We start from the raw sequence: 21,942 nt of genomic DNA, 5'->3' as shown, positions 1-21,942 counted from the left end.
TCATCTAACTTCATTTAGTAAAGCAAGCATCAACAAAGCAAGTCAAGTGCTATTCTCGCTTCATGCGAAATCGCGAGTACGGACAGTTCTGCGGCCTGGCGCGTGCCGCCGAGGTGCTGGGGCAGCGATGGACCCTGCTGATCCTGCGCGACCTCCTCGTCGGACCGCGGCGGTATTCCGACCTGGCGGCGGGGCTTCCGGGCATTCCGTCCAACCTGTTGTCCACCCGCCTGAAGGAACTGGAGCAGGACGGTTTGATCGTGCGTGAGGCTCGGACCGGGGCGGATCGCTCGATCGTCTACGTCGTGACCGATCGTGGTGCCGAGTTGCAGCCCGCGCTCGATGCGCTGTCACGCTGGGGAGCGGCAGCGATGCGGGAGCCGCGGGAGGGCGAGATCGTGACCGATGCATCCCTGGTGTCGGCGCTGCGGGTCGCCGCAGAAGGCGTTGCGCGGACCGACCGGCGGCTGACCTTCACCGTCAGGGTCGCAGACGCCGTCGCGCACGCGATCGTCGGCAGCGACGGGGTCGAGGTCGGCGCCGGCGAGCATCCCGATGCCGACCTGGTGATCACCGCCGGACCGGGGTTGCGCGATCTGCTGGCCGGCACGCTGACGCCGGCGACCGCGATCTCGGAAGGGGCCGTGACTCTCGACGGCGACCCGGTGCTGCTCGAGGACTTCGCTTCTGTCTTCACCGTCCCGTACAGCCTGGCGGCGACCGCGAGCACCCGCTGACGACGGGCTCCGCCCCGCGGCGCAGACCGGGTCGGGGGTCACCACGTCGACGGTCGTGCCGTCACGGTGCACGTCGGTCAACGCATCCATCACCTCGGTCGTCGTCTTGCTGTGCAACGCTCCGGTGGGCTCGTCCGCGAACAAGATGGACGACTCGCAGGACAGCGCTCGGCGGATCACCGTGCGAGGGCCTCTCGACATCACGAGTGAAGGGCGAGCACTGCGACGAAGACCGCGACGAGGACATCGAGCACGGCGCAGAACTGGGCCAGCGACTGAGCGACGACTCGGTCGGCGCGAAAGTGGTGGATGTCCCAACCCGCGTGCCCGAGCAGCGCGGCCGCGACCAGTAGGCCACCCGCAGCCGGGTTCAGTTGCAGCGCCACGAAGGCGATCGCGCCGAGGACGACCATCGCCGCTGCCTGCAGCGGGAACGACCACCAGGGCCGGCTGCGGCGGCCGGCAATCCCGACCACCAGCAGTGCGGCAGCCAGGGCGAGGAGCCACGGCAGGGCATCCAGTCCGACAAACTTCTGCAGCGTGATCAGGGCGAAGGTGACGGCGAAGGCTATCCACGCCGCGCCCCGCCGCCCGCTTGCTCCGGCCGCAAGATAGACCAGGCCGGAGGCCGCGACGATCGGGGCGACCGCACGCGCGTCGGTGAGGCCATAGGCGGTGCCCGCGGCGACGAGCACTCCGAGTGCGGCGGGCCAACTGCGATGCCAGGTCGAGCCGCGATGGCGGTGCGAGTCGGTGGCTGCAGTGGAGCGATGGAAGCTCTTCGGAACGGCGCCGGTGTCCATGTCGGATCTCCTTCTTGAACATCTCGGTACGAGTTACATAAACTGTACATAGCAGTTCAAGTTCACTAGGGTCGTGGCTTCCACAGAGTTCTGCCTGCCAGGGACCGTGGGTCACCTACAGTCACCTTCGTGGCGGTCTGATCGAGGTGAACCTGATTGCTCGCTCTAGGAGGCAGTTGATGACTGACGCCCACGCCGAGGCGAGAGTGCTTGCCGAGGATGGCGCGGCTGCCCGTCCGAAGCGTGCCGATGCGCTGCGCAACATCGAGGCGATCGTCGATGCTGCGACGCGGTTGCTCGCGGCCGATCCCGACGCCAGTCTGAACGAGATCGCCAAGGAGGCGGGAGTCGGGCGCATCACTCTCTATGGCCACTTCGACTCGCGGGCCACGCTGCTGCGCGAGGTTGCGGAGCGGGCAATCGCTCACAGTGAGCAGGAGCTCGGCGAAGTCGATCTTGCCGGAGATCCGCGCGAGGCACTCGGTCGGCTGCTGGAAGCGTCCTGGCGGCTGACCCATCGCTTCGGTGCTCTGGTCATCGCCGCTTCCCAGGCGTTGTCGCCGGAGCAGCTGCGCCGCGCGCACGACGAGCCTGCCGCCCGCGTACGTGCGTTGCTGTCGCGTGGCAGGGAGGCCGGCGAGTTCCGCGACGACGTCCCGATCGACTGGCAGCTCAGTGTTGTCCAGGCCATCCTGCATGGCGCTTCTGCGGCGGTTCACCGTGGCGAGATCACCGCTGAGGACGCCCCGGGCCTGGTCGGTGACACAGTCCTCGCTGCCCTTTCCGTGGCGAATTCTCGATGAGCTGCGAACCCGCGCCGCCGTCCACTTGTTGCCGATTGGACCGCGACGTGAGGCCGGTTGATGTCGTCCAATGTCAACACTGACCATCTCAACCGTGGGGGCTCGATGATCGCGACCGAAGCTCGAACGACAGCACCACGTGCGTCTGACCCCGTCCTTCGGGACAGACTGTGAAGACCACGATCGGTACTCGGGCATGGGCCGACCTCGAAGGCGATCCGGAGACATTGGACCTGGTGCGCCCACCGAGCCCGCCGATCGCGCTCTCCTCGACCCTCGACGTCGCAGGGATCCTGGGGGATTGCGTGGGGCTCGCCACGCTCGCCGCGGCGGAGATCCAGGTCGCCCGCGGACTCCTACCCGCCCTCGGCCCGGTCAGAGTCGATGGCGCACGCGTCACCACCGCATCGCAGAGCGAACGCCATTTCCAGCTCAACGGCGAAATACCGGAGGTGTGGGCGCCGTACTCCGGGTTCTGGCAGGTAGCCGACGGCTGGGTCCGTACGCACGGGAACTATCCGCACCATGCCGAGCGCCTTGCCCACCTTCTCGGCATCGCGTCCGATTCCTCGAAGGACCAGATCGCCGCAGCGATTGCCCGGTGGTCGGCTATCGACTTGGAGGACGAGGCGGCAGCCAGCGGTGCGATTGCAGGGGCGGTCCGCACCAGTGCTGACTGGGCCCAACATCCGCACGGGCAGGCGACCAGTCGGCTTCCCCTCGTCGAATGGCTCGTGACCGATGGCGCCGCCCCTCGGCCCTGGGCGCCCACGAGCGAACGGCCATTGTCCGGCGTACGGATCCTGGACCTGACCCGTGTCCTCGCCGGGCCGATAGCCACCCGCAACCTCGCGTTGCTCGGCGCCGACGTTCTGCGCATCGACTCACCGCATCTCCCCGAGACTGACTGGATCCACCTCGACACGGGCGCCGGAAAGCGGTCGACCGTGCTGGATCTGCGTGTGGCGAGCGACCACCGGGCCTTCGAGGAACTGCTCGACGACGCCGATGTCGTGGTCACCGGCTATCGCCCCGGGGCACTGGATCGACTCGGGCTCTCGCCCGAAGCGCTCTCCGAACGGCAGCCCGGCATCGTGGTCGGGTCGGTCAGCGCCTGGGGACGCCGTGGACCCTGGGGGAGTCGGCGCGGTTTCGACAGCATCGTCCAGGCTGTGACCGGGATCGCGATGCGGGTCAGCGCTGACGGCGTACGGCCGGGCGCCCTGCCCGCGCAAGCGCTCGACCACTCTGCCGGCTACCTCCTGACGGCCGGCATCTGCCGAGCGCTGCGCCTGCAGCGCGAACGTGGTGGCACCACCTGTCTGGCGGTGGCTCTGGCAGGGATCGCCCGTGAGCTGTTGACCACGACCGGCGGTCGGACGGCCGCGGTTGCCGAGCCGACGCTGCAGGCCGGTACGACGGCAGCGGGTTCGCTGATCTGCGCCATGCCGCCGCTGGTCGGCCCGGACATCCCCGGTCGATACCCAGCGCTCGCAGCACCGTGGGGAAGCGATGAGCCCTGCTGGCGCGACCAGGTCGCCGACCGCGGCGGTGCGGCATGACGACGGCCTTCCTCGGGCTCGGCACCATGGGTGAGCCGATGGCCACCAGGCTGTGTGACGCGGGGGTGGATCTCGTGGTCTGGAACCGAAGCCTTCGCGTATGGGGAGCGGCGTGGCGTGGACCTGTCGCTGTTGCGACAGATCTTGGACGCCGGCCCGATGGCAAGCACGGTCTCGCGCGGCAGACTGGCCAAGCTGCTGGGCCGATGACCTGTCGGCTCAGGCGTCAATCCGAGACGTCCGCTACAACACTCGGTTGAGAAGCCTCTCGACATCATGAGCGAACGGCCAGCACTGCGACGAAGACTGCGACGAGGATATCGAGCACAGCGCAGAACTGGGCCGGCGACTGAGTGACGACTCCGTCGGCGCGAAAGTGGTGGATGTCCCATCCTGCGTGCCCGAGGAGGGCGGCGGCGACCAGGAGTTGAGCCTGGGGTTCGCTGGATGTACCTACTCCCCGATAGGAAGTAGGTACTTTGGAGAGTATCTCTCCCCGAGGTGCGAGAGCGGAGACCGATGATGCCCACGATGACAGAGCGCGACACACGGACCATCGTGTTGCTGCGCGGCATCAACGTCGGCGGTCACCGGCTGGCCATGTCCACGCTGCGGTCGGTGCTGGAGGCGACCGGCTGCACCGAAGTCGTCACGTACATCCAGTCAGGCAACGCGGTCGTGACCCCGCCATCTCCCGCGCCGAGCAACCTCGCCGCGACCTTGAGCGCGGCGATCTCGTCCGCCGCCGGCTACGGCGTGCCGGTAGTGCTGAGGACCAGGGCCGAACTCGCCGCTGTCGTCGACGCCAACCCGTACCCCGGCACCGACGGCAAGCACCTGCACGTCGTCTTCTTCGCCGACGAACCGCCCGCCGGGCCCTTCGCTGCCCTCGACCTCCCGGCATTCCTCCCGGAGGCGTGCACGTTGGCTGGGCGGGACCTCTACCTGTACCTACCGAAGGGCATGGGTCGCGCAGCCCTGCCGACCGCGCTGGAGAAGGCTGGTCGCCGGACCGGCGCACCCGTTGTCGGCACCGCACGTAACTGGAACACTGCGCTCAAGCTCTTGGACCTGGCCGGCGGCTGACAGGCACCGAACGCCACGATGCTGAAGCGCTGCCCCTCCTCGTCGGAGGTGCATCCTGTCCAGCCATCCGTCGGAGGCTCACCCTCACTGGGTCGAGTTCACTGGGCCGAGGCGAGCAGTTCCAGTGCGTATGTCTCGGCCTGGTACATCGCTGCGACTGGCTCGCCGACCTCCGGCAGCTTGCCGACGGTCTGGTCGCGATCGAGCTGGAGCTCCCAGCGGGCTGCGTCTTCGCGGTCGATCGCCTCCCGCAGTTCGTCGCCGGGCGCCAGTGCCGCGTCGATGATCTGGTCCCAGCAGGCGGCCGCTTGTCGCCAGGCGGTGGCTACCTCGGTGAGCGAGTCTCGATCCAGCAGTTCGGCGGCTTCGTCCAGGAAGTCGGCGTACAGGCCGCGCAGGTGGGCTCCGTGCGCTGCCTCGGCATAGATCGACGCGCGCAGGCTGCCGGTGCCCAGACCGTCGGCGAACACCGTTGGCCAGCCCTTCTTGTTCCGCACGTCGGTCGTCATCCGCCCCCACTTGCGCCAAGCCGGCAACGAGAATGAGTCCGACCGCTCGCTCAGATGCTCGACCTGGAGTCGCAGGCCTTCTTCGACGGCCGGCCGCAGATCGAGGTCGATCCGCTCGGGGTCGATGGTGATCAGCCGGTGCTTATAGGAACCCACCCGCGCCCGAGCCGCGGCGAGGCGCTCGGCCGGCACCAGGACCCGTGTCGTCGAGAGATCGTCGATCGCGTAGGAGTCACCGACCCGCTCGTAGACGATCAGCGGCGCTCCGCCGTAGCCGTCGCGCCACTCCGGTTCCCCGCGGTGCCCGAGGGTGTAGGTGTCGATCCAAGCGATCGCCGGCAGTCCGCGTTCGAGTTGGGCATCGAGCGCCGCCGCTGCGGCTCGGGCGCTGCCGGTCTCGTGCACTTCGGCGTGCAGGCCGAGCCGGCTGGTGGTCTCTCGTGCCCATCGGTCCGGGTACTGCCACAGTCGTCGGAAGCCGAGCGTCAGCACCCGCGTACGGAACTGGTGCGCGTTGAACTCCCACAAGATGTAGCCGGCGCCGAGGCCTCCGCCGACACCGAGCACCATCGCCTCGGTCAGCGGCTCGCCGGTGTGCGGCGCGACGACGCCGAGATTGGCCAGCACGTTGGCGAGCGCGGCGGTATCGCCGTGGACGCCGCCGCGCAGGCTCCAGGAGATGTGGGCATCCGCGTCCGCGATGTGTCGACGCGCCACGGTGTAGGGCTCGCCGGTCTTACGCATGCGTTCGCGAACCAGAGACTTGAGGTGCTTGCGCGTGGTCATGACTGCTTCCTTCGCCCGGCGCTCGGCCTCGGACTCCACGCGACCGACGCCCGCCGGATACGGGAAGGGTCTGCACTGCTCGCTCGTTCCTCGAGGACATCGATCCCCTTTGCCTCCGCATCGTCGGCCGGCGTGGACGGCCGATCAGGAGGTCCGGCGCTGAGGAGCCGCCGTGACGGCGAGAATACACCCGTCCGCAGCCCGCCGGCACGGTTCGGACTGCGCAGCGATCTGGCGCTCACCCCACCGTGCAAGGGCCGTCGTCACTTGGGGCAGGCCTCGGCGTACGGAGCATCGGGACGCACTTGACGGCCGACCCGACCTCGCATCGAGCCGGGGAGCAGGACCTCCAAGACCGGTTCCCGTCTCGCCGCACTGGTGATGTATGCCGCGTTCCAGAGCGTGAGCAGGATCATCGCCGCGATCATGAGTGCCGTGGAGAGACCGACCATGACCTCGATCGGCAGCAGGTAGATCAGGGGAATCCGCAGCACCGCTTCGGCCAACATCCCTAGTCCCCAGCCGAGCGTGCTGATGCGGAAAGCGCGACGCCCGGCTGGCACCTCCCGGTACAGCCGCTCCAGTTCCTCACCGAGACCTGGTCGCCACGACTGGGCGGCGCTGAGAGTGAGCGGTCTGCTGCCGGCCAGGCTGGACAAGAAGACCGCGCCGATCACGGCGGTGGTGAAGGAGTCCTTGAGCAGCAGGAACCGAGGACTGCCGCCGATGAAGGCCAGGGCAAGCCCGACGCCGAACACGCCCAGCATGATCGCCGCGAACCAGGAGACCCGGCGAGTCCAGAGCGCGACTGCGATCAGCCTGGCTCCGGCCGCCGCGGTTGCGACGAGGAGGGCGAGCCAGTCGTCTGCTCCCATGGCGTGCAGCGTGTAGTAGCCGGCGAGCGGCAGCCCGATGTCAGCCGCCAGTCCGAGCCAGGCAGAGGAAGGCCTATACGGTGTATAAGACATGGCGATTACTATACGACGTATAGTCGGCGACGTGAAGAAGTCGTCAGCCGGTCGAACTCGTCGGCCGGATCTGACGGCGGGTGCCGTCGTCGGGCTGGCGGTCGAGATTGCCGACCGGGAGGGACTCGCGGCGGTGTCGATGCGCCGCCTGGCCAGCGAACTGTCCGTGACGCCGATGGCGTTGTACTGGCACTTCTCCGACAAGAGCCACCTGCTGGACTCGATGGCCGAGCACGTCGTGGCGGAGGCGGCCTTCGTTGACGAGGTCAAAGACGCCTGGGCCGACCGCTATCGGCAGACGCTGGTTGCGCTGGTCGCCATGCTGCGGGCCCATCCCTGGGCGAACCGCCTGGTCATCGAGCGGTTGGTGCCGCTGCCCAACTACCTCGCAGCCTTGGAGATCATGCTCGACTGCCTCCGGGTTGCCGGACTCACTCCGTCGCTGGGTGCGGTGGTTGCTCAGCAGTCCGTGCAGTCGATGGCGGTTCTGGTGGAGTATCGGCCCGGCCGGGCCGATGCTGCGGCAAGCGATCCGGCGGAGTGTCGGCGGGTCGCGGCGGCCTTGTCCTCGCTCGATGACACGGTCTTTCCGAATGTCGGTGCGGCGGTCGTGCCCCTGACCTCCCCGCCGGACACCGAGCTCTACTTCCGGCTCGGGATCGAGACGAACGTACGTGGTGTTGCTGCTTTGGCTGGCGTTTCCCAGCCATCCCATCCGCAATACCCATAACGCCTAGTGGTTTAGTATGGTTTGTGGCCGACAACCACAACGATCGAGGATCTGGCGTGACCGCTCTCAAGTTCCACTGGTTCATCCCCACCAACGGCGGCGACGGCCGATCCATCGTGGGAGGTGGCCACGGCGTCGTTGGCGGCACCGGCACACGACCTGCCTCGGTGCGCTATCTCGGTCAGATCGCACGTTCTGCCGAGCAGGTCGGCTTCGAGGCTGCTTTGATCCCGACCGGGCTCTGGTGCGAGGACGCGTGGGTCACCTCGGCGATGCTCACCGCCGTCTCGGAGCGGCTGAAGTTCCTGGTCGCTCTCCGTCCCGACGCCGTGGTGCCCTACGTCGCAGCGCAGATGGCGACGACGTATGTGAACCTCGCACCTGGCCGACTCGCGCTCAACGTGGTCACCGGCGGTGAGGACCACGATCAGCGCATGTACGGCGACTTCCTCGGCAAAGAGGAGCGCTATGCCCGGTGCGACGAGTTCCTCACCATCGTCAAGGCCTTGTGGGCGGGCGAGACGGTCGACTTCGCCGGCCGATACCTGTCCGTGGAGGATTCCTCGTTGCAGCACCTGCCGCGAGAGATCCCGGAGATCTACTTCGGCGGCTCCTCTGCTGCCGGAATCGCAGTCGCGGCCAAGCATGCCGACGTCTACCTGACCTGGGGCGAGCCGCCGGCGGCGGTCGGTGAGAAGCTCGAACGCGTCCGGCAGGCCGCCGCCGAGCATGGCCGTGAGCTGCGTTTCGGCGTTCGGCTGCACTCGATCGCTCGGGAGACCTCCGCGGCCGCCTGGACCGAAGCGGCCCGTCTGGTGGCCGACATCAGTGACGAGGACATCGCCCGTACGCAGGCGGGCCTGCGGCGCAGCGGATCGGAAGGCCAGCGCCGAATGCTCGATCTGCACGGCGGCTCCAAGGATGGCCTCGAGATCTATCCCAACCTGTGGGCGGGTGTCGGACTCCTCCGTGGTGGCGCCGGGACCTCCCTGGTCGGCTCCTACGCCGAGATCGCGGATCTCATCGAGGCCTACCGGGAGGTGGGTGTCTCGGAGTTCATCCTGTCCGGATACCCCCATCTGGAGGAGTCCTACTGGTTCGGTGAGGGTGTCCTCCCGGAGCTGGAGCGCCGGGGTCTGTGGTCCAACCCAACCTCGGCGGCGTAGCTCGCCCCCCGCGCCTGAACGCGAGGGCGCCTGAACTCGGGGACGCCTGAACTCGATGGCGTCTGAACTCGGGGACGCCTGAACTCGAGGGCGCCTGGAGACTCTCCAGGGCCCAGGGTAGACGCTACTGCGCGGCCCCGTCCTGAGCCCGATAGATGGCTTCGGTCAGGGTGTCGCGCAACTCGACGAAGGTCGGATGCGTACGCAACTCAGCACTGGGAATCTCGACGGGCAGTCGGGTCGGCAGGTCCATCAGGACCCGACCCGGTCGGGCGCTCATCACCAGCACCCGAGTGCCGAGGAAGATGGCCTCGTCCACGTCATGGGTGATGAAGACCAGTGTCTTGCGACGCTCCCGCCAGATCTGGAGCAGCTCGACCTGCATCCGCTCGCGGGTGAGGGCGTCCAACGCCCCGAAGGGCTCATCCATCAAGATGACCTCGGGGTCGTTGGCGAGCACCCGGGCGATCTGAGCCCGCTGCTGCATGCCTCCGGACAACTCGTACGGCTTGCGGTCCGCGAAGGCGGCCAAACCCACCATGGAGAGGAAGTGCTCGGCCCGGGTGCGGCGCTCCGCCTTCCCGACACCGCGGATGCGGGGCCCGAGCTCCACATTCCCGCGGGTGGTCAGCCACGGATAGAGATTGGCCTGCTGGAACACGACGCCGCGTTCCGCGTCCGGACGTCGCACCTCGACCCCGTCGAGCAGCACACGGCCGGACGTTGGGTGATGGAAGCCCGCCAGCATCTGCATCAGGGTCGACTTGCCGCAGCCAGAAGGGCCGACCACGCAGAGGAACTCGCCCTCCGCGATGTCGATCGAGGTCTCCGACAGCGCGATGACGGGTTGACCGCTGTCGGTGTCATAGACCTTGGAGACTCGGTCGAAGCGAATCTTCGGCACACCGGCCGAGGTGAGACCCGCGTCGTCGATCAAGGTGTTGGTCATCTCACTTCGCCGCTTTCTCGATGGAGGCCGAGTAGATCCCTGCCTGGTATTTCGACAGCTCGCTCACGGAGTCCACCTCGCCCTGTGTGGCCAGGAACTTGCCGGTGGCCAGCAGCTGTTCGGGCAAGTCGGCCAGGAGTTCGGCCTGTCGCTTGGCCCGGGGATAGGTGTAGCCCGGGAACTGGGCGAGCACGGCCTCGGGAGTGCTGCCCAGCTGCACCGAGACCGATTGCGCGGCGGCCTTGGCGTCGCCGCCGGTCAGCTCGCCGACCGCGTGGTCCTGGATCGCCGTCCAGGTGTCGAGGAAGCCCTGGTTGGCCTGCACGAACGTCCGAGTCGCCCCTTGCAGGTCGAAGGTGGGGTTGCCCTGCTTCGCGGTGACCTGGCTGCTGGTGATGATGTGGCCGTGAGCGACGAGCTCGCTGAGCACTGGGTCCCAGACCCAGGCCGCGTCCACCTGGGAGCCGTTCCAGGCGGCCAGCATCTTGTCAGGACTGAGATTGATCAGCTTCACGTCCGTGCCCGGGGTCAGGCCGGCCTCCTTCAGCGCCATCAGCAGACTGAAGTGCGAGGTCGAGCCGAACGGCACCGCAATCGTGTGTCCGCGCAGGTCGGTGAGCGTCTTGATGCCGGGATCCTTGGCAACGAGAGACTCGGCGGTGCCGATCACGTCGTCGATCCAGACGATCTGCATGTCCACGTTCAGCGGGGCCGAGAGTGCCTTGGTCGCCGGGCTGGAGCCCAGGGTCGACAGGTCGACCGATCCGGACCCGAAACCTTGCACGACGTCCGCGCCGGAGTCGAACTTGATCCAGGTCACGGTCACGTTCGGCAGGCAGGCCTCGATCCAGCCTTTGTCCTTGACCAGCAGGTTGGCGCTCGGGATGGCCTGCCAGCCGATGCGTACGGCGCCGGTGGCTGTGCTGTTGACCTCGACCGGGCACGTGACCGCGCTGTTGTTCGCGGCGTTGGCCCGGGCTTCCGCCTCGCGAGCGGTGGTGCAGCCGCTGGTGGCCAGGCCCATCGCGATGACCGAGGCGGCGGCCACCAGTCGGATCAGGGCGGTGGCTGACATTCTCATGGTGCTGGTGCGTCCCTTGGGTGTCGTCGAACGTGTCATGCCTTGCCCTGCCAGGGAACGAGGAGGCCGCCCAGGCGCTTGATCGCCGCGTCGAGGGCGATGGCCGCCAGACCGATGATGATGATGCAGGCGATGGTGAGCGGCGTCTGCAGCTGTGTGCCCGACAGGTACGCCAGACCGCCGATGCCGGGGATGCCGTTGTTGAGCTCGGCGGCGACCACGGTCGTCCAGGCGAACCCGGTCGCGATTCGGATGCCGGACAGGATGCTCGGCAGGCTGGCCGGCAGGACGACGTGGCGCAGCACGCCCACGGAGTTCGCGCCCAGGGCCTGCGCGGCCAGGATGCGGTCGGTGCGAATGCCTCGGACGCCGTCGATGGTCGCCATTGCGATGGGCGGGAAAGCGGCCAGGAAGAGCAGCCAGATCTTCGAGGTGTCGCCGATCCCGAACCAGACGATCAGCAGGCCGATATAGCCCAGCGGTGGCAGCGAGCGCAGGAAGTTCAGGTACGGCTCGAACAAGCGACCCAGCAGTGGGACCAGAGCCATCGCGAAGCCGATGACCACGCCTACGGCGATGCCACCCAGCACACCAAGACCGATGCGCTGCAGGCTGGCCAGCAGGTGTTCCCACAGGAAGTAGCCCTGGGCGCCGCACACGATGCGGGTGCTCCCCTCCTGGATCGGATGGCAGCCGTTGGCTTCGATGAAGGCACCCACCACAGCCTGCGGGCTGGGCAGAAACAACGGTGGGACCAGGCCGGAAGCGGTGACCGCCCACCACAGCGCGAGCACCCCGAGGAAGACGGCGACATTGGTGGCCCAGTCTCGCCAACGCTCGGACAGGCGGTTGGTGGGTGGGGTTGGCTGAATCTCGGGGGAGAGCTCTGAGTCGGTAGCGGCGACCGCGGTCTCGGTGGTCATCTCTGGACCTCCTCGTGCACCGGAGATCGAATCGCCAACGTCGACACCAGGCTGATCAGGCCAGTGAACAGGAAGTAGGCGATGATCAGACTGCTGCTGCCACCGCGCACGGCCAGCAGCCAGGTAAGGATCAGGGGCGTGAGCCCGGAGGCCACGATTCCCGAGATCTGGTAGACGGCCGAGATCCCCGTGTAGCGCACTCGCGCTGGGAACAGGCCGGCGAAGAAGGCGGCCTCCGGCGCATACATGATCGGATAGATCACACCCAGTGCGACCAGGATCGCCAGTCCGAGCAGCAGCTCATTGCCGCTGGCCAGCAGCGGGAAGCCGACCAACGGCACGATTGCCGAGAGCAGGACGCCGAGAGCATAGGTTCGTCGGGGCGTCCAGCGATCCGCGATCAGACCCCACACCGGGATGAACACCAGCAGCACGCCGGCGGCCGCCATCACCGCGATCAGAACCGGACCGCGGGACAGACCCAGTGTGTTGGCCACATAGGAGATCGAGAACACCGCCCACGCGTTGAAGGCCACGCCCTCGACCCAGCGGGCTCCCATGCCGAGCAGCAGATTACGACGGTTGACCGGATCGCGGACCAGCTCGAGAGCAGGGACGGTCGCCTTCGACTCGGTCTCTTGAAGCCGGCGAAACGCCGGCGTCTCCATCACCCGCAGGCGAACCACCAGGCCGATCACGACCAGCAGCAGGCTGAGCCAGAAGCCGACGCGCCAGCCCCAGCTGAAGAACGCAGCCTCGCTCAGCACCGCTTGGCCGAGCGCGAAGACACCTGTGCCCAGCAGGAGCCCGAGCGCCAGGCCCATCTGCGGGACCGAGCCGAAGAGGGCGCGGCGACCCGGCGGCGCGTACTCGACCGACATCAAGACCGCGCCGCCCCACTCGCCGCCGATCGCCACTCCCTGGCACAGTCGCAACAAGACCAGGAGGGCGGGCGCCAGCAGGCCCACCTGGCCATAGGTGGGGAGGCAGCCGATCAGGAAGGTTGCGACACCCATGATCAGCATGGTGATCACCAGTGCCTGTTTCCGGCCCAGCCGGTCGCCCAGATGGCCGAAGAAGAGTCCCCCGATCGGGCGCGCGATGAAGCCGATCGCGAAGGTGGTGAATGCCAGGAGCGTGCCAACGGTGGGGTCGTGGCTCGGGAAGAACTGCTTGTTGAAGACGATGCCGGCTGCTGTGCCGTAGAGAAAGAAGTCGTACCACTCGACGGTCGTCCCCATCACGCACGAGACCAGGACGGTACGAAGATCGCGGCGTCCGCTGGATGCTGGAACGTCGACCTGGACGGTGGCGCTCATCGGGTGCCGCCCTCTCCGGACGGTGACGTGGAGACGACGCCGAGAGCATCGCCGGCGGTCTGCCGGGGTGGGGCCGAGAGCTGCCCCACCCGGATCGATGTGCCCATGACGGGCACCTCCTGTCGCATAGTGCATATTTCCTAGTAGGTTAATGGGTAATACTGATGGCGCCAAGTGCGTCCATTCGCCGGATGCTGAGCATCCCTAGTAGATGAGTGGGGTAATGTCTCGCCTGCGACGCGGGTCGGCATCGAGATTCGGCCCGCTGACCGGCAACCCACCACACCTAAGGTCATGACTCATGGGCATCGTGTCTGACGACACCTCACGCGGCGGCGTCGTTGCGCTCGTCGGCAACCCCCGACCAGGATCCCGCACCCTCGTCGTGGCGCAGCGACTGGCTGCCGGTGTTGCGGGCCTCCTGAACGGAGCGGCTGATCCGGTGACGACGCTGGATCTGGCGGAGATCGCCGGGCAGCTGCTGGTCCAGGAGGGGCCCGACGCTGATCGCTATCGCGCGGTGGTTGCGTCCGCTGCGGTAGCGGTGATCGCCACCCCCGTGTACAAGGCGAGCTACACCGGTCTGCTCAAGGCGTTCGTCGATCGCTATCCGGCGGGCGCGCTCCGCGGCGTCCTCGCGGTGCCGGTCGTCGTCTCGGCCAGTCCGGCGCACAGTTTCGTCGGTGAACACCTGCTGCGTCCGCTGCTGGTCGAGCTCGGCGCGACCGTGCCGGTCCCGTCGTTCGCCGTCGTCGAGGGTCAGCTCGATGACCTCCAGAACAGAGTCGACGGTTGGCTCGAGCAGAACGGCGAGGTGTTGAGCAGGTTGGCACTTCGGGCCGACGCGGTTGGTGTGCGATGACGGCCCACAACTGCATCGAGACCGGGCAGCGGCCCGAGGATCTGGCGTCCGATCGGTTCCGTGCCATCTTCCGGCGGCATCCGGCCGGTGTGGCCGTCGTGACCTTCGCGGACGGAGAGCGACCGATCGGTTTCACGGCTACCTCGGTGATCTCGGTGTCTGCCGAGCCGCCGTTGCTGGCCTTCTCGGTTGCCGGCACATCATCGTCGTGGCGAACCCTCGCCGTCGTACCGAGTGTTGTGGTCAACTTCTTGGCCGCCGGGCAGGTGGACATCTCGGCGCGATTCGCGACCAGTGGGATCGACCGCTTCGCCGGGGTCGACTGGCGTCGGCTGCAGACCGGTGAGCCGGTGCTGGAGGGCACCCTGTCGTGGGTCCGTGGGGAGGTCGTGAATCGCACCAGCGTGGGTGCCAGCCATCTCGTGATCGTCCGAGTCGTCGAGTCGCATCACGGTCCCGATGCCGCCCCGTTGATCTACTACGACCGCGCCTACCACCAGGTCGACGGCTCCTCCGCCTTGTAGGGAATGCCCGCTCGCAGCCGCATCGACGCACCAGTCCCTTACCTGAGGGACGCCAATTGGCGGGTCTCACATCGCGTCGACGTAGTGCCAGCGCCCGTCCACACGGGTGAACCGCGAACGCTCGTGCTGGATCCCGACCCCACCGCCCGGGAGGAGGTAGGTCGCTCTGAACTCGACGATGCCAGTCTTGTCACCAAGGCCGCCCGCGACCGTCTCGACGATCTGGAGCCCTCGCCAGGTCGGATTGTCGCTGAGGTCCAGCGAGGAGGGTCGGGTCGACGGGTGCCAGGAGGCCAGCAGCCAGAGGGCGTCACCATCACGGAACGCTTCGAAGCGCGACCGCATGAGAGCCTCGGCCGTGTCCGGCCACGGCCGTCCTTCCGGTCTGGTGCACATGGTCGACAGTCTGCCTGACGGCTCCGAGGCTAAGGTGGTTCTTGATGAGCGAACCTGTGCCCTTCGAGGTCTATCAGCCCGGTGTCTATCTGCACGGCACGAAGGCTGACCTGACGATCGGCGACCTGCTGGTCCCCGGCCGCGAGTCGAACTTCGAGCAGGGCCGGCTGATGAACTACGTCTACTTCACCGCGACCCTCGATGCAGCGACCTGGGGTGCCGAACTCGCCGTCGGCCATGGCCGTGGGCGCATCTATCTCGTCGAGCCGACGGGCGCCTTCGAAGACGATCCGAACGTGACCGACAAGAGGTTTCCCGGAAACCCGACGCAGTCCTTCCGCAGCCGTGAGCCCTTGCGGATCGTCGGCGAACTCACCGACTGGGTCGGCCACTCGCCCGAGAAGCTCCAGGCCATGCTGGACGGAATCAAGGGGCTCATGCAGCAGGGTTCGGCACAGATCGAGGACTGATCGCAGCCGAAGGGTTTGCCCAGTTGAGATCCCTGGCTACGTATCACCGTCGCTACGTATCACATAGCGTGGCAATGCTCTCTTCGCTCACGAACGGCTCTTCATAGCCTGATAGGAGCGAACGATGGCAACTTATGTGAAGGTCTTCTCCAACCCCACCGATCCTCGGCTGGGTCGAAATGTGGGCCACGACCCGCGTTCGTGGAACTACGCGTACGCGGCCGCTGATGTCAGCAAGCTCTCGTCAGCCAGGCATCAGTCAAACATCCCGACGCTCGACCAGGGCAATATCGGGTCGTGCACCGGCAACGCTGCCACCAAGTGCCTGTCGTACCAGCCCTTCTGGAGCCAGCCGGTGGTCCAAGCGGTCATCGGGAGCGACCCGGCGGCCAACGAGGCGTACGCCGTGGGTGTCTACTCAGATGCCACGAAGATCGACAGCTATCCGGGCACCTACCCGCCCAACGACACCGGATCCGACGGGCTGTCCGTGGCGACCGTGCTCAAGTCCCGCGGACTGATCAGCGGCTATCAGCACGCGTTCTCGCTGGAGGCACTGCTGACCGCATTGGCGGAGCAGCCGGTCATCGTCGGCACGGAGTGGCGCCAGAACATGTTCCAGCCTGCGCCCGACGGCCGGCAGAGGATCACGGGCAAGGTCGCAGGCGGCCATGAATACTGCCTCGACCAGCTCGATGTCGAGAATGAGCGCGTCTGGATGCAGAACTCGTGGGGTGATTCCTGGGGGGTGCAAGGCAGGGCGTACTTCACCTGGGACGACATGCGCAAGCTGCTCGAGGCATCAGGTGACTGCACGATCTTCGCTCCTCTCCAGTCGCCTCCGCCGCCGCCGGCGCCGGCCGACCCGCAGACCGAGTTCGTTGCGGCCGCCAAGACCTGGCTGTCGTTCCGGCACACGTCCAAGCAGAATGTCGCCTTCGCGAGCGACTTGAGGAGGTACCTCGACACACTGTGACTCGACGAGGCCGAGGGATATCTGATCGAGCTGCGCCGCCTCGCGGCGGAGGCCGCCGACCGCATCGGTCTGCGCCCGGCGACCCTCGAGTCGGCCGACGTCATCGACGCCGTACGGCGGTTGTCCACTCTGCCCGATGCCGCCGCGGCTCGCGCGGCAGGCGGTTCCTTCACTGCTCGCGCGGCGATCGCCTTCGCGCTCGGACCGCGGCTGTCGGCTGGTCGGCGAGAGGGGGCGGCGCCGTTCACCACCCGCGAGCTCGAGATCGCGAACCTGATCGCGATGGGCGTGGCGAATAGGCAGATCGCGGGGTTATGGCAGGAGGTCCTGCGTGATCCACTGGGCGTCGCGGCGGTAGATCCCCACGTGGGGTGCCACGTGGCCCGCTCCGGCGGCGGCCCGGTCGGCGGTGAAGTCGGCCAGTTCGTCGAGACGGGCGACAGTGGCGCGGAGGATGTCGGTCGTCTCGATCACGATCTGGTCCCCAGCTGCGGCGTACGCGCCGGCGAGCAACTGGAGTCGTCGCTGCCGTTCCTCGGCTGTGATGGGCCCGATGCCGGTGTCTTCGGCCGCGCTGAGCGGCACGATTCGATAGGCGAGGTAGGCCAGATCCCAGACTCGAGGGCCGGGGGAGGCGGTGTCGAGATCGATCAGGCCGCTGAGCTGGTGATCGTCGTCGAAGACCATGTTGTACGGCGCCATGTCGTTGAGGCAGATGACCTCGTCGGGCTCGTGCGGCCGGAGCTGCCAGACCGCATCCGAGCGATCGAACGTCGTGCTGGCCCGGTGGATCCTGGCGAGCAGCGCTCCAGTCTCTGCCAGCAGACGATCGGTCCAGACCCAGCGCGGCAGGGGATAGGCGGGCACTGTGCCAGGCAGGTACGGCAGCACCTCGCGTCCCCGCTCGTCGAACCCGAGCGGACGGGGGAGGCAGTCGATCCCGGCGCTTGCGAGGTGTTCGAGGAGCCGGTGGATCGTCGGCGTCCATGGTCCCGCGGTCCGGTGCACGGTGTCGCCGCGGCGGACGACGGCGTTCATGTTGCCGCCGGTCAGGGTGATCTCAGGCTCCTCATCAGCTGACCTGGTGCGTGCCGGTTCGTCTCTGCTCCTCTTGTCCATGGCCCTCCTGGTCACCGGGGTGAGGCGGAACCGGTCAGTAGACACCGGATCGGTGCCCGATCGTGATCGCGATGATGACCAAGGCGTGGTCGCGAATCTCCACGATCACGCGGTAGTCACCGATCCGGTACCGCCAGTACCCGGCGAGCTTGCCCGTCAGTCCTTTGCCGCGAGTGCGTGGGTCTTCGAGTTCGCAGACCTGGTCAAGGTGGGCCCGGACGCGATGCAGTGTCTGTTGGTCGAGCTTGCGTGCCGTTTTGTCGAACTGGGGTGAGGTCTCCAAATGCCAGTGCGTCACACGCCCAGCTCATCCCACAACTGCTGAGCTGGACGGGATCTCTTGCCCGAGGCCTCCCACTCGCGCACGGCCTCATCAGCCCAGTACTGCTCTTCGAGGTCCTCCAGATAGGCCTCGATGGCTTGGCGCACATAGAAGGTCTTTGAGCGACCAGTCCGCTCCGCGAGCGCGGTCAGACGTGCTTCTTCGTCTTCGGTCAGCCGAATGGACAACGGCATTGGGCCACCTCCTGCGGTCTGCGATACATGTATCGTACTAGGTGATCTCGGTTCTCGTGGGTGGAAATGGCGTTCGCTCTGCGATGCGGTGGTGGCTCCTCCTGAGTGGCAAGCCACTAGCTTCGCAGCGCGTACCAGCGAGCTCGGTCTCGAGCTCCTCCCCTTCATCAGGTCAGGCTAGGGCACCCGAGAGGGCTGGCGATTCCGGTGCGTCCGAACTCCACTCATGACCATAAGTACAAGTAGACACTTGTGCTATCGTGCCCAGAGTCGGCAGGTCGAACGAAGGGGAGTCGTGAGCGCACAACCAGGTCGAGATCTCGATCGGGCGTTGCGCGCGCTGGCCGATCCGAACCGACGTGCGATCTTGGCTGTGGTGAGGACCGGGCCGCGAGCTGTCGGTCAGATCGCCGAGGAGGTCGGGCTGTCGCAGCAGACGACCTCGCATCACCTTGGCGTGCTGCGCTCGGCTGGCCTGGCCACACAGACCAAGGACGGCACGCGACACCTGTTCGTGGTGAACACCGACGGTCTCGCGGCGGTGCGGTCCTATCTGGATGACTTCTGGCCGACGAAGTTGGCGGCTCTCAAGGCTGCCATCGAGAACCGGAAGCCGAATGCCGATGGCTGAGTACGCCACCTCGATCGAGATCGACGCAGCACCTGAGGTCGTCTTCGACTATCTGACCACCGAAGCCGGCATGACGGCATGGATGGGCCAGCACGCCCGTCTCGACCCGCATCCGGGTGGCGAGTTCGCGGTCGACATCGCCGGGTATGCGGTCCGCGGTGAGTATCTGTCGGTCGAGCCGCCCACGCGAGTGGTCGTCTCCTGGGGCATCGTCGGCACCTCGGATCTTCCGGTCGGCGCGTCGACGGTCGAGTTCCGGTTGGCCGCGATCGCGCGGGGTACGCGGCTCGAGCTCATCCACTCGCAGCTGCCTGACACCGCCGTTGCCGGTCATCGGTACGGCTGGGAGCACTTCGTACCCAGATTGGCCGCTGCTGCCGCGGGGACACCCTTCGGCCCCGATCCCTGGCGTCCGATGACCGAGTGAGTTCGAACCGAAGAAGCACGTCCAACCAGGAGCGAGACAACCAGAGCCGAGGAGCCACCCGATGTCAAAGAGTTCTGCAGCAGCAATCGTGCAGGAATATCACCAGGCCTGGACCGGCGGTGACGTCGACCGCGCCATGGCGTACGTCGCGGCCGATGTCGTGTGTCGCGCTCCGGGCCAAGATCTGTCCGGAATCGAGGCCTATCGCGCCTTTCTCGCCGGGTTCGCACCGATGCTCACCGGGATCGGCGACATCGCCGCCTTTGCGGAGGGGGAGCGGGTCGCGTTGTTCTACTATCCGCGAACTGCGGTGACCTCGACGGCTCCGGCCGCGGAGTGCTTCACCGTCCGGGACGGCCAGATCGTCGAGAACGTGCTCATCTTCGACCGGCTCTCGTACGCGCCCCCGGCTGCGGGGGAGCAGGAATGAGGACACCACTGCCCCACCCGGATCTGCTCGAGCGGATCCGCGCCGAGCTCGCAGCTGAGCCGTCGACCATGGAGAAGGCCATGTTCGGCGTGCGCTGTTTCATGGTCAACGACAAACTCGTCGTCGGGGCACGCAAGAACGGTGATCTGCTGGTCCGGGTGCCGGCCGAGCGCCATGACGAGCTGCTCGACCAGCCCGGCGCATCCCAGTCAGAGATGGGAGCTGGGCGGTCGATGGGGCCGGGCTGGATCTCGGTCGCGGCACAAGCGCTCGACACTGACGAAGCGCTGGCGTACTGGGTGGAGATTGCCCTGGACCACAACCGACGGATCACCGGCGCTCACTCCTGATCCTCCCGCGCGCCCTGCTGCTCGCGGTGGGTGCGATAGAGGCGGCGACCGCCGACGGCAGCGAGGAGTACGCCGCAGCCGCCGAGGACGACGCCGAGGAACAGACCCAGGTGGATCGGGCTGATGGCGGTGCCGCCGCTGCCCGGCCCCAAGGAGGTGCCGACCAGGAACCCGAACATCGGCGCCAGCAGCGCCATCACGGCACCGATCAACGTCGGCCACAGGCCGCGCGGCGCAGCTTCAAGGACGACCGGACGTCCCGGCTGTGGCGTGGTTGGTGATGTCATGGATGAGACCTCTCTGAGCGGTGCTCTGCTGATCGCTGTACGCGGCGAGGAAGGGGCCGACGATGTCCATCGGCAGGGGGAAGACGATCGTGGAGTTCTGGTCGGCGCCGAGCTCGAGCAGGGTCTGCAGATAGCGCAGCTGCAGCGACGCCGGGCACTCGCTCAAGGTGAGCGCGGCATCGCGGAGCTCCTCGGACGCCTGCAGCTCACCATGGGCGCTGATCACCTTGGCGCGCCGCTCCCGTTCGGCCTCGGCCTCCCGGGCCATCGCCCGCTGCATGATCTCGGGGATCTCGACGTCCTTGATCTCGACCACCTGGACCTCGACACCCCAGGGCTTGGTCTGCTGCGCGATCGAGGTGGTCAGGTCCTCGTTCAGATCCGAGCGATGGGCGAGCAGCGTGTCCAGCTCGGCCCGGCCGACCACCGACCGCAAGGTCGTCTGGGCGATCTGGGAGGTGGCCACGGCATGGTTCTCCACCGCCATCACCGACAGCACCGCGTCGGTGACCCGGAACATCACCACCGCATTGACCCGAGCGGTGACGTTGTCCCGGGTGATCACCTCCTGCGGCGGAATGGTCAAGGTGACGACCCGCAGATCGACCCGGACCAGCTTGTCCAGGCCCGGCAGCAAGAACAGGATCCCCGGTCCGAGCGGTCCGCGCAGCCGGCCGAGCCGGAAGACCACAGCCCGCTCATACTCCCGGACGATCCGTACGCTGGCGATCAGCAGTCCGATCAGCGCCAGGATCGCGAGCGGGATGAGCACCACGGTCGGACTCATCGGTTCCTCCTTTGGGACTCGTCGTTCACGGAGCTACCAGTCACCGGGCCACCAGTCATGGGCCCTCCATTCGTAGTGCCTCCATCCGTAGGGCCATGGGTGACAGACACGATCGGCAGCCGATCCGAGCGATAGCTGGTCCGCCGGGCGTGATAGCGGCGTGCGATCTCCTGCCGGTCGGCGACGTTGTCGTCCGTGCTGCGGGTCAATACTCCGGTCGGGTCGGCCGGCGTCCGGCGCAGATGCGCCCACAAGGGGAGCGAACCGAGGACCAGCAGGACGACGGCGATCGCCAGCAGCACCCCGTCGATCAAACCGGGCGCAGCGAAGACGGCAGCGAGCGGCCAGGCAGCAGCCATCACGGTGACGGCGCAGGCGATCCCCCGATGGAACCTGGCCGACTCCGAGGCGGGCCACGGGTCCACCTGTCGTTGGACCTCCCGGCCGCTCGCTGACGTGGTGCAGCTCTCGCGTACCGGGCAGGAGTTGCAGACCGTAGGGCTGCCCCGATAGCGCATCACCCGGTTCTCCGGATCGAAGGAGTGGGGCCAGAGCCACTGGTCCTCAGGACACACCCAGGCGTCGTGATCGGCGTGATAGCGAAAGCCGCCACTGCGCTGCTGCTCGATGTTCGTCGCCGCCCGCCGGGCCAGCCGGTCGATCCCGTACGCGACCGCGAGCAGCACAGCCGCGTAGCCCAGCGCAAACCAGGTGCTCGGCGCGACGGCCGCCAGATCAGGCATCG

The 21,942-nt window shown here is 67.2% G+C and carries 29 protein-coding genes; 15 read left to right on the top strand and 14 right to left on the bottom strand.

Annotated elements, in window-relative coordinates:
* The first annotated feature begins 62 nt into the window (after positions 1-62).
* Positions 63-737, top strand: a complete 675-nt coding sequence (locus MLP_RS21995; protein WP_013865401.1) for a winged helix-turn-helix transcriptional regulator — start codon at positions 63-65, stop codon at positions 735-737.
* A gap of 200 nt (positions 738-937) precedes the next feature.
* Here MLP_RS21995 and MLP_RS21990 read toward each other — a convergent pair whose 3' ends face one another.
* Positions 938-1,540 (bottom strand): hypothetical protein, encoded by a 603-nt coding sequence (locus tag MLP_RS21990; RefSeq protein ID WP_013865399.1) that lies wholly within the window; start codon positions 1,538-1,540, stop codon positions 938-940.
* Between the two features lie 179 nt (positions 1,541-1,719).
* On the opposite strand from MLP_RS21990, the gene MLP_RS21985 reads away from it, so the two are divergent.
* The 4 genes from MLP_RS21985 to MLP_RS21975 all read left to right on the top strand — a co-directional run bounded on the left by MLP_RS21985 (position 1,720) and on the right by MLP_RS21975 (position 4,991).
* Positions 1,720-2,343 (top strand): TetR/AcrR family transcriptional regulator, encoded by a 624-nt coding sequence (locus MLP_RS21985; RefSeq protein ID WP_049804633.1) that lies wholly within the window; start codon positions 1,720-1,722, stop codon positions 2,341-2,343.
* Positions 2,344-2,513: 170 nt separating this feature from the next.
* On the top strand, positions 2,514-3,905 hold the full coding sequence (locus tag MLP_RS21980; RefSeq protein ID WP_013865397.1) for a CoA transferase: 1,392 nt from the start codon (positions 2,514-2,516) through the stop codon (positions 3,903-3,905).
* Positions 3,902-4,165 carry an NAD(P)-binding domain-containing protein gene (locus tag MLP_RS29365; RefSeq protein WP_083843912.1) on the top strand — a complete coding sequence of 88 codons (264 nt, stop codon included), beginning with the start codon at positions 3,902-3,904 and terminating at the stop codon, positions 4,163-4,165. The genes MLP_RS21980 and MLP_RS29365 overlap by 4 nt, the downstream gene beginning before the upstream one ends.
* A 271-nt stretch (positions 4,166-4,436) precedes the next feature.
* The gene (locus MLP_RS21975; protein WP_041790452.1) at positions 4,437-4,991 is read left to right on the top strand and encodes a DUF1697 domain-containing protein; all 555 of its coding nucleotides are present in this window, start codon (positions 4,437-4,439) and stop codon (positions 4,989-4,991) included.
* Between the two features lie 98 nt (positions 4,992-5,089).
* Here MLP_RS21975 and MLP_RS21970 read toward each other — a convergent pair whose 3' ends face one another.
* Positions 5,090-6,286, bottom strand: a complete 1,197-nt coding sequence (locus MLP_RS21970; protein WP_049804632.1) for a BtrH N-terminal domain-containing protein — start codon at positions 6,284-6,286, stop codon at positions 5,090-5,092.
* A gap of 263 nt (positions 6,287-6,549) precedes the next feature.
* Positions 6,550-7,254, bottom strand: coding sequence for a VC0807 family protein (locus MLP_RS21965; protein WP_013865393.1), 705 nt, complete (start codon positions 7,252-7,254; stop codon positions 6,550-6,552).
* 31 nt (positions 7,255-7,285) lie between these two features.
* Between MLP_RS21965 and MLP_RS26775 the strand changes: the two genes are divergently transcribed.
* Together MLP_RS26775 and MLP_RS21955 are read left to right on the top strand one after the other, a co-directional pair.
* Positions 7,286-7,984, top strand: coding sequence for a TetR/AcrR family transcriptional regulator (locus MLP_RS26775; RefSeq protein WP_013865392.1), 699 nt, complete (start codon positions 7,286-7,288; stop codon positions 7,982-7,984).
* Between the two features lie 56 nt (positions 7,985-8,040).
* On the top strand, positions 8,041-9,150 hold the full coding sequence (locus MLP_RS21955) for an LLM class flavin-dependent oxidoreductase (RefSeq protein WP_013865391.1): 1,110 nt from the start codon (positions 8,041-8,043) through the stop codon (positions 9,148-9,150).
* A gap of 124 nt (positions 9,151-9,274) precedes the next feature.
* On the opposite strand, the gene MLP_RS21950 is transcribed toward MLP_RS21955, so the two are convergent.
* The 4 genes from MLP_RS21950 to MLP_RS21935 are packed head-to-tail and all read right to left on the bottom strand — an operon-like array spanning position 9,275 to position 13,422.
* Positions 9,275-10,099, bottom strand: a complete 825-nt coding sequence (locus tag MLP_RS21950) for an ABC transporter ATP-binding protein (RefSeq protein WP_013865390.1) — start codon at positions 10,097-10,099, stop codon at positions 9,275-9,277.
* Position 10,100: 1 nt separating this feature from the next.
* Positions 10,101-11,174: a taurine ABC transporter substrate-binding protein gene (locus tag MLP_RS21945; protein ID WP_041790449.1), complete on the bottom strand. Its 1,074-nt coding sequence runs from the start codon at positions 11,172-11,174 to the stop codon at positions 10,101-10,103.
* Between the two features lie 41 nt (positions 11,175-11,215).
* Complete coding sequence (locus MLP_RS21940) at positions 11,216-12,103, bottom strand: ABC transporter permease (RefSeq protein ID WP_013865388.1); 888 nt, start codon at positions 12,101-12,103, stop codon at positions 11,216-11,218.
* Entirely contained in the window at positions 12,100-13,422 is a 1,323-nt protein-coding gene (locus MLP_RS21935; RefSeq protein ID WP_013865387.1) for an MFS transporter, read from the bottom strand. The genes MLP_RS21940 and MLP_RS21935 overlap by 4 nt, the downstream gene beginning before the upstream one ends.
* A 301-nt stretch (positions 13,423-13,723) precedes the next feature.
* On the opposite strand from MLP_RS21935, the gene MLP_RS21930 reads away from it, so the two are divergent.
* A complete protein-coding gene (locus MLP_RS21930) occupies positions 13,724-14,284 on the top strand; it encodes an NAD(P)H-dependent oxidoreductase (RefSeq protein WP_013865386.1) in 561 nt (186 codons plus the stop codon).
* Positions 14,281-14,808: a flavin reductase family protein gene (locus MLP_RS21925; RefSeq protein ID WP_013865385.1), complete on the top strand. Its 528-nt coding sequence runs from the start codon at positions 14,281-14,283 to the stop codon at positions 14,806-14,808. The genes MLP_RS21930 and MLP_RS21925 overlap by 4 nt, the downstream gene beginning before the upstream one ends.
* Positions 14,809-14,874: 66 nt before the next feature.
* Here MLP_RS21925 and MLP_RS21920 read toward each other — a convergent pair whose 3' ends face one another.
* The gene (locus MLP_RS21920; RefSeq protein ID WP_013865384.1) at positions 14,875-15,204 is read right to left on the bottom strand and encodes a YchJ family protein; all 330 of its coding nucleotides are present in this window, start codon (positions 15,202-15,204) and stop codon (positions 14,875-14,877) included.
* A 44-nt stretch (positions 15,205-15,248) separates the two neighbouring features.
* Between MLP_RS21920 and arr the strand changes: the two genes are divergently transcribed.
* Together arr and MLP_RS21910 are read left to right on the top strand one after the other, a co-directional pair.
* Positions 15,249-15,674 (top strand): NAD(+)--rifampin ADP-ribosyltransferase, encoded by a 426-nt coding sequence (gene arr / locus MLP_RS21915; protein WP_041790446.1) that lies wholly within the window; start codon positions 15,249-15,251, stop codon positions 15,672-15,674.
* Positions 15,675-15,798: 124 nt separating this feature from the next.
* Positions 15,799-16,650 carry a C1 family peptidase gene (locus MLP_RS21910; RefSeq protein WP_013865382.1) on the top strand — a complete coding sequence of 284 codons (852 nt, stop codon included), beginning with the start codon at positions 15,799-15,801 and terminating at the stop codon, positions 16,648-16,650.
* Between the two features lie 312 nt (positions 16,651-16,962).
* On the opposite strand, the gene MLP_RS21905 is transcribed toward MLP_RS21910, so the two are convergent.
* The 3 genes from MLP_RS21905 to relB are packed head-to-tail and all read right to left on the bottom strand — an operon-like array spanning position 16,963 to position 18,285.
* Positions 16,963-17,769: a phosphotransferase enzyme family protein gene (locus MLP_RS21905; protein ID WP_013865381.1), complete on the bottom strand. Its 807-nt coding sequence runs from the start codon at positions 17,767-17,769 to the stop codon at positions 16,963-16,965.
* Positions 17,770-17,803: 34 nt separating this feature from the next.
* Positions 17,804-18,067, bottom strand: coding sequence for a type II toxin-antitoxin system RelE family toxin (locus tag MLP_RS21900; protein ID WP_013865380.1), 264 nt, complete (start codon positions 18,065-18,067; stop codon positions 17,804-17,806).
* Complete coding sequence (gene relB / locus MLP_RS21895; protein ID WP_013865379.1) at positions 18,064-18,285, bottom strand: type II toxin-antitoxin system RelB family antitoxin; 222 nt, start codon at positions 18,283-18,285, stop codon at positions 18,064-18,066. The genes MLP_RS21900 and relB overlap by 4 nt, the downstream gene beginning before the upstream one ends.
* 295 nt (positions 18,286-18,580) lie before the next feature.
* Here relB and MLP_RS21890 point away from each other — a divergent pair, with 295 nt between their 5' ends.
* The 4 genes from MLP_RS21890 to MLP_RS21875 all read left to right on the top strand — a co-directional run bounded on the left by MLP_RS21890 (position 18,581) and on the right by MLP_RS21875 (position 20,123).
* Positions 18,581-18,916: an ArsR/SmtB family transcription factor gene (locus MLP_RS21890; RefSeq protein ID WP_013865378.1), complete on the top strand. Its 336-nt coding sequence runs from the start codon at positions 18,581-18,583 to the stop codon at positions 18,914-18,916.
* Positions 18,909-19,343 (top strand): SRPBCC family protein, encoded by a 435-nt coding sequence (locus MLP_RS21885; protein WP_041793204.1) that lies wholly within the window; start codon positions 18,909-18,911, stop codon positions 19,341-19,343. Before MLP_RS21890 ends, MLP_RS21885 begins: the two co-directional genes overlap by 8 nt.
* Before the next feature lie 61 nt (positions 19,344-19,404).
* Positions 19,405-19,773: a nuclear transport factor 2 family protein gene (locus tag MLP_RS21880; RefSeq protein ID WP_013865376.1), complete on the top strand. Its 369-nt coding sequence runs from the start codon at positions 19,405-19,407 to the stop codon at positions 19,771-19,773.
* Positions 19,770-20,123 (top strand): TfoX/Sxy family protein, encoded by a 354-nt coding sequence (locus MLP_RS21875; RefSeq protein ID WP_013865375.1) that lies wholly within the window; start codon positions 19,770-19,772, stop codon positions 20,121-20,123. Before MLP_RS21880 ends, MLP_RS21875 begins: the two co-directional genes overlap by 4 nt.
* On the opposite strand, the gene MLP_RS21870 is transcribed toward MLP_RS21875, so the two are convergent.
* Genes MLP_RS21870 through MLP_RS21860 form a run of 3 tightly spaced genes read right to left on the bottom strand, consistent with a single transcriptional unit; the run spans position 20,114 to position 21,940 of the window.
* The gene (locus MLP_RS21870) at positions 20,114-20,410 is read right to left on the bottom strand and encodes a hypothetical protein (protein ID WP_013865374.1); all 297 of its coding nucleotides are present in this window, start codon (positions 20,408-20,410) and stop codon (positions 20,114-20,116) included. The two genes, MLP_RS21875 and MLP_RS21870, sit on opposite strands and share 10 nt — an antisense overlap.
* Positions 20,364-21,197 (bottom strand): SPFH domain-containing protein, encoded by an 834-nt coding sequence (locus tag MLP_RS21865; protein ID WP_013865373.1) that lies wholly within the window; start codon positions 21,195-21,197, stop codon positions 20,364-20,366. The genes MLP_RS21870 and MLP_RS21865 overlap by 47 nt, the downstream gene beginning before the upstream one ends.
* Entirely contained in the window at positions 21,194-21,940 is a 747-nt protein-coding gene (locus MLP_RS21860) for a hypothetical protein (RefSeq protein WP_013865372.1), read from the bottom strand. Before MLP_RS21860 ends, MLP_RS21865 begins: the two co-directional genes overlap by 4 nt.
* Between the last annotated feature and the right edge of the window lie 2 nt (positions 21,941-21,942).

This window comes from Microlunatus phosphovorus NM-1 (assembly GCF_000270245.1).
Taxonomy (GTDB): domain Bacteria; phylum Actinomycetota; class Actinomycetes; order Propionibacteriales; family Propionibacteriaceae; genus Microlunatus; species Microlunatus phosphovorus.
This window is presented reverse-complemented; position numbering and strand designations above follow the sequence as displayed.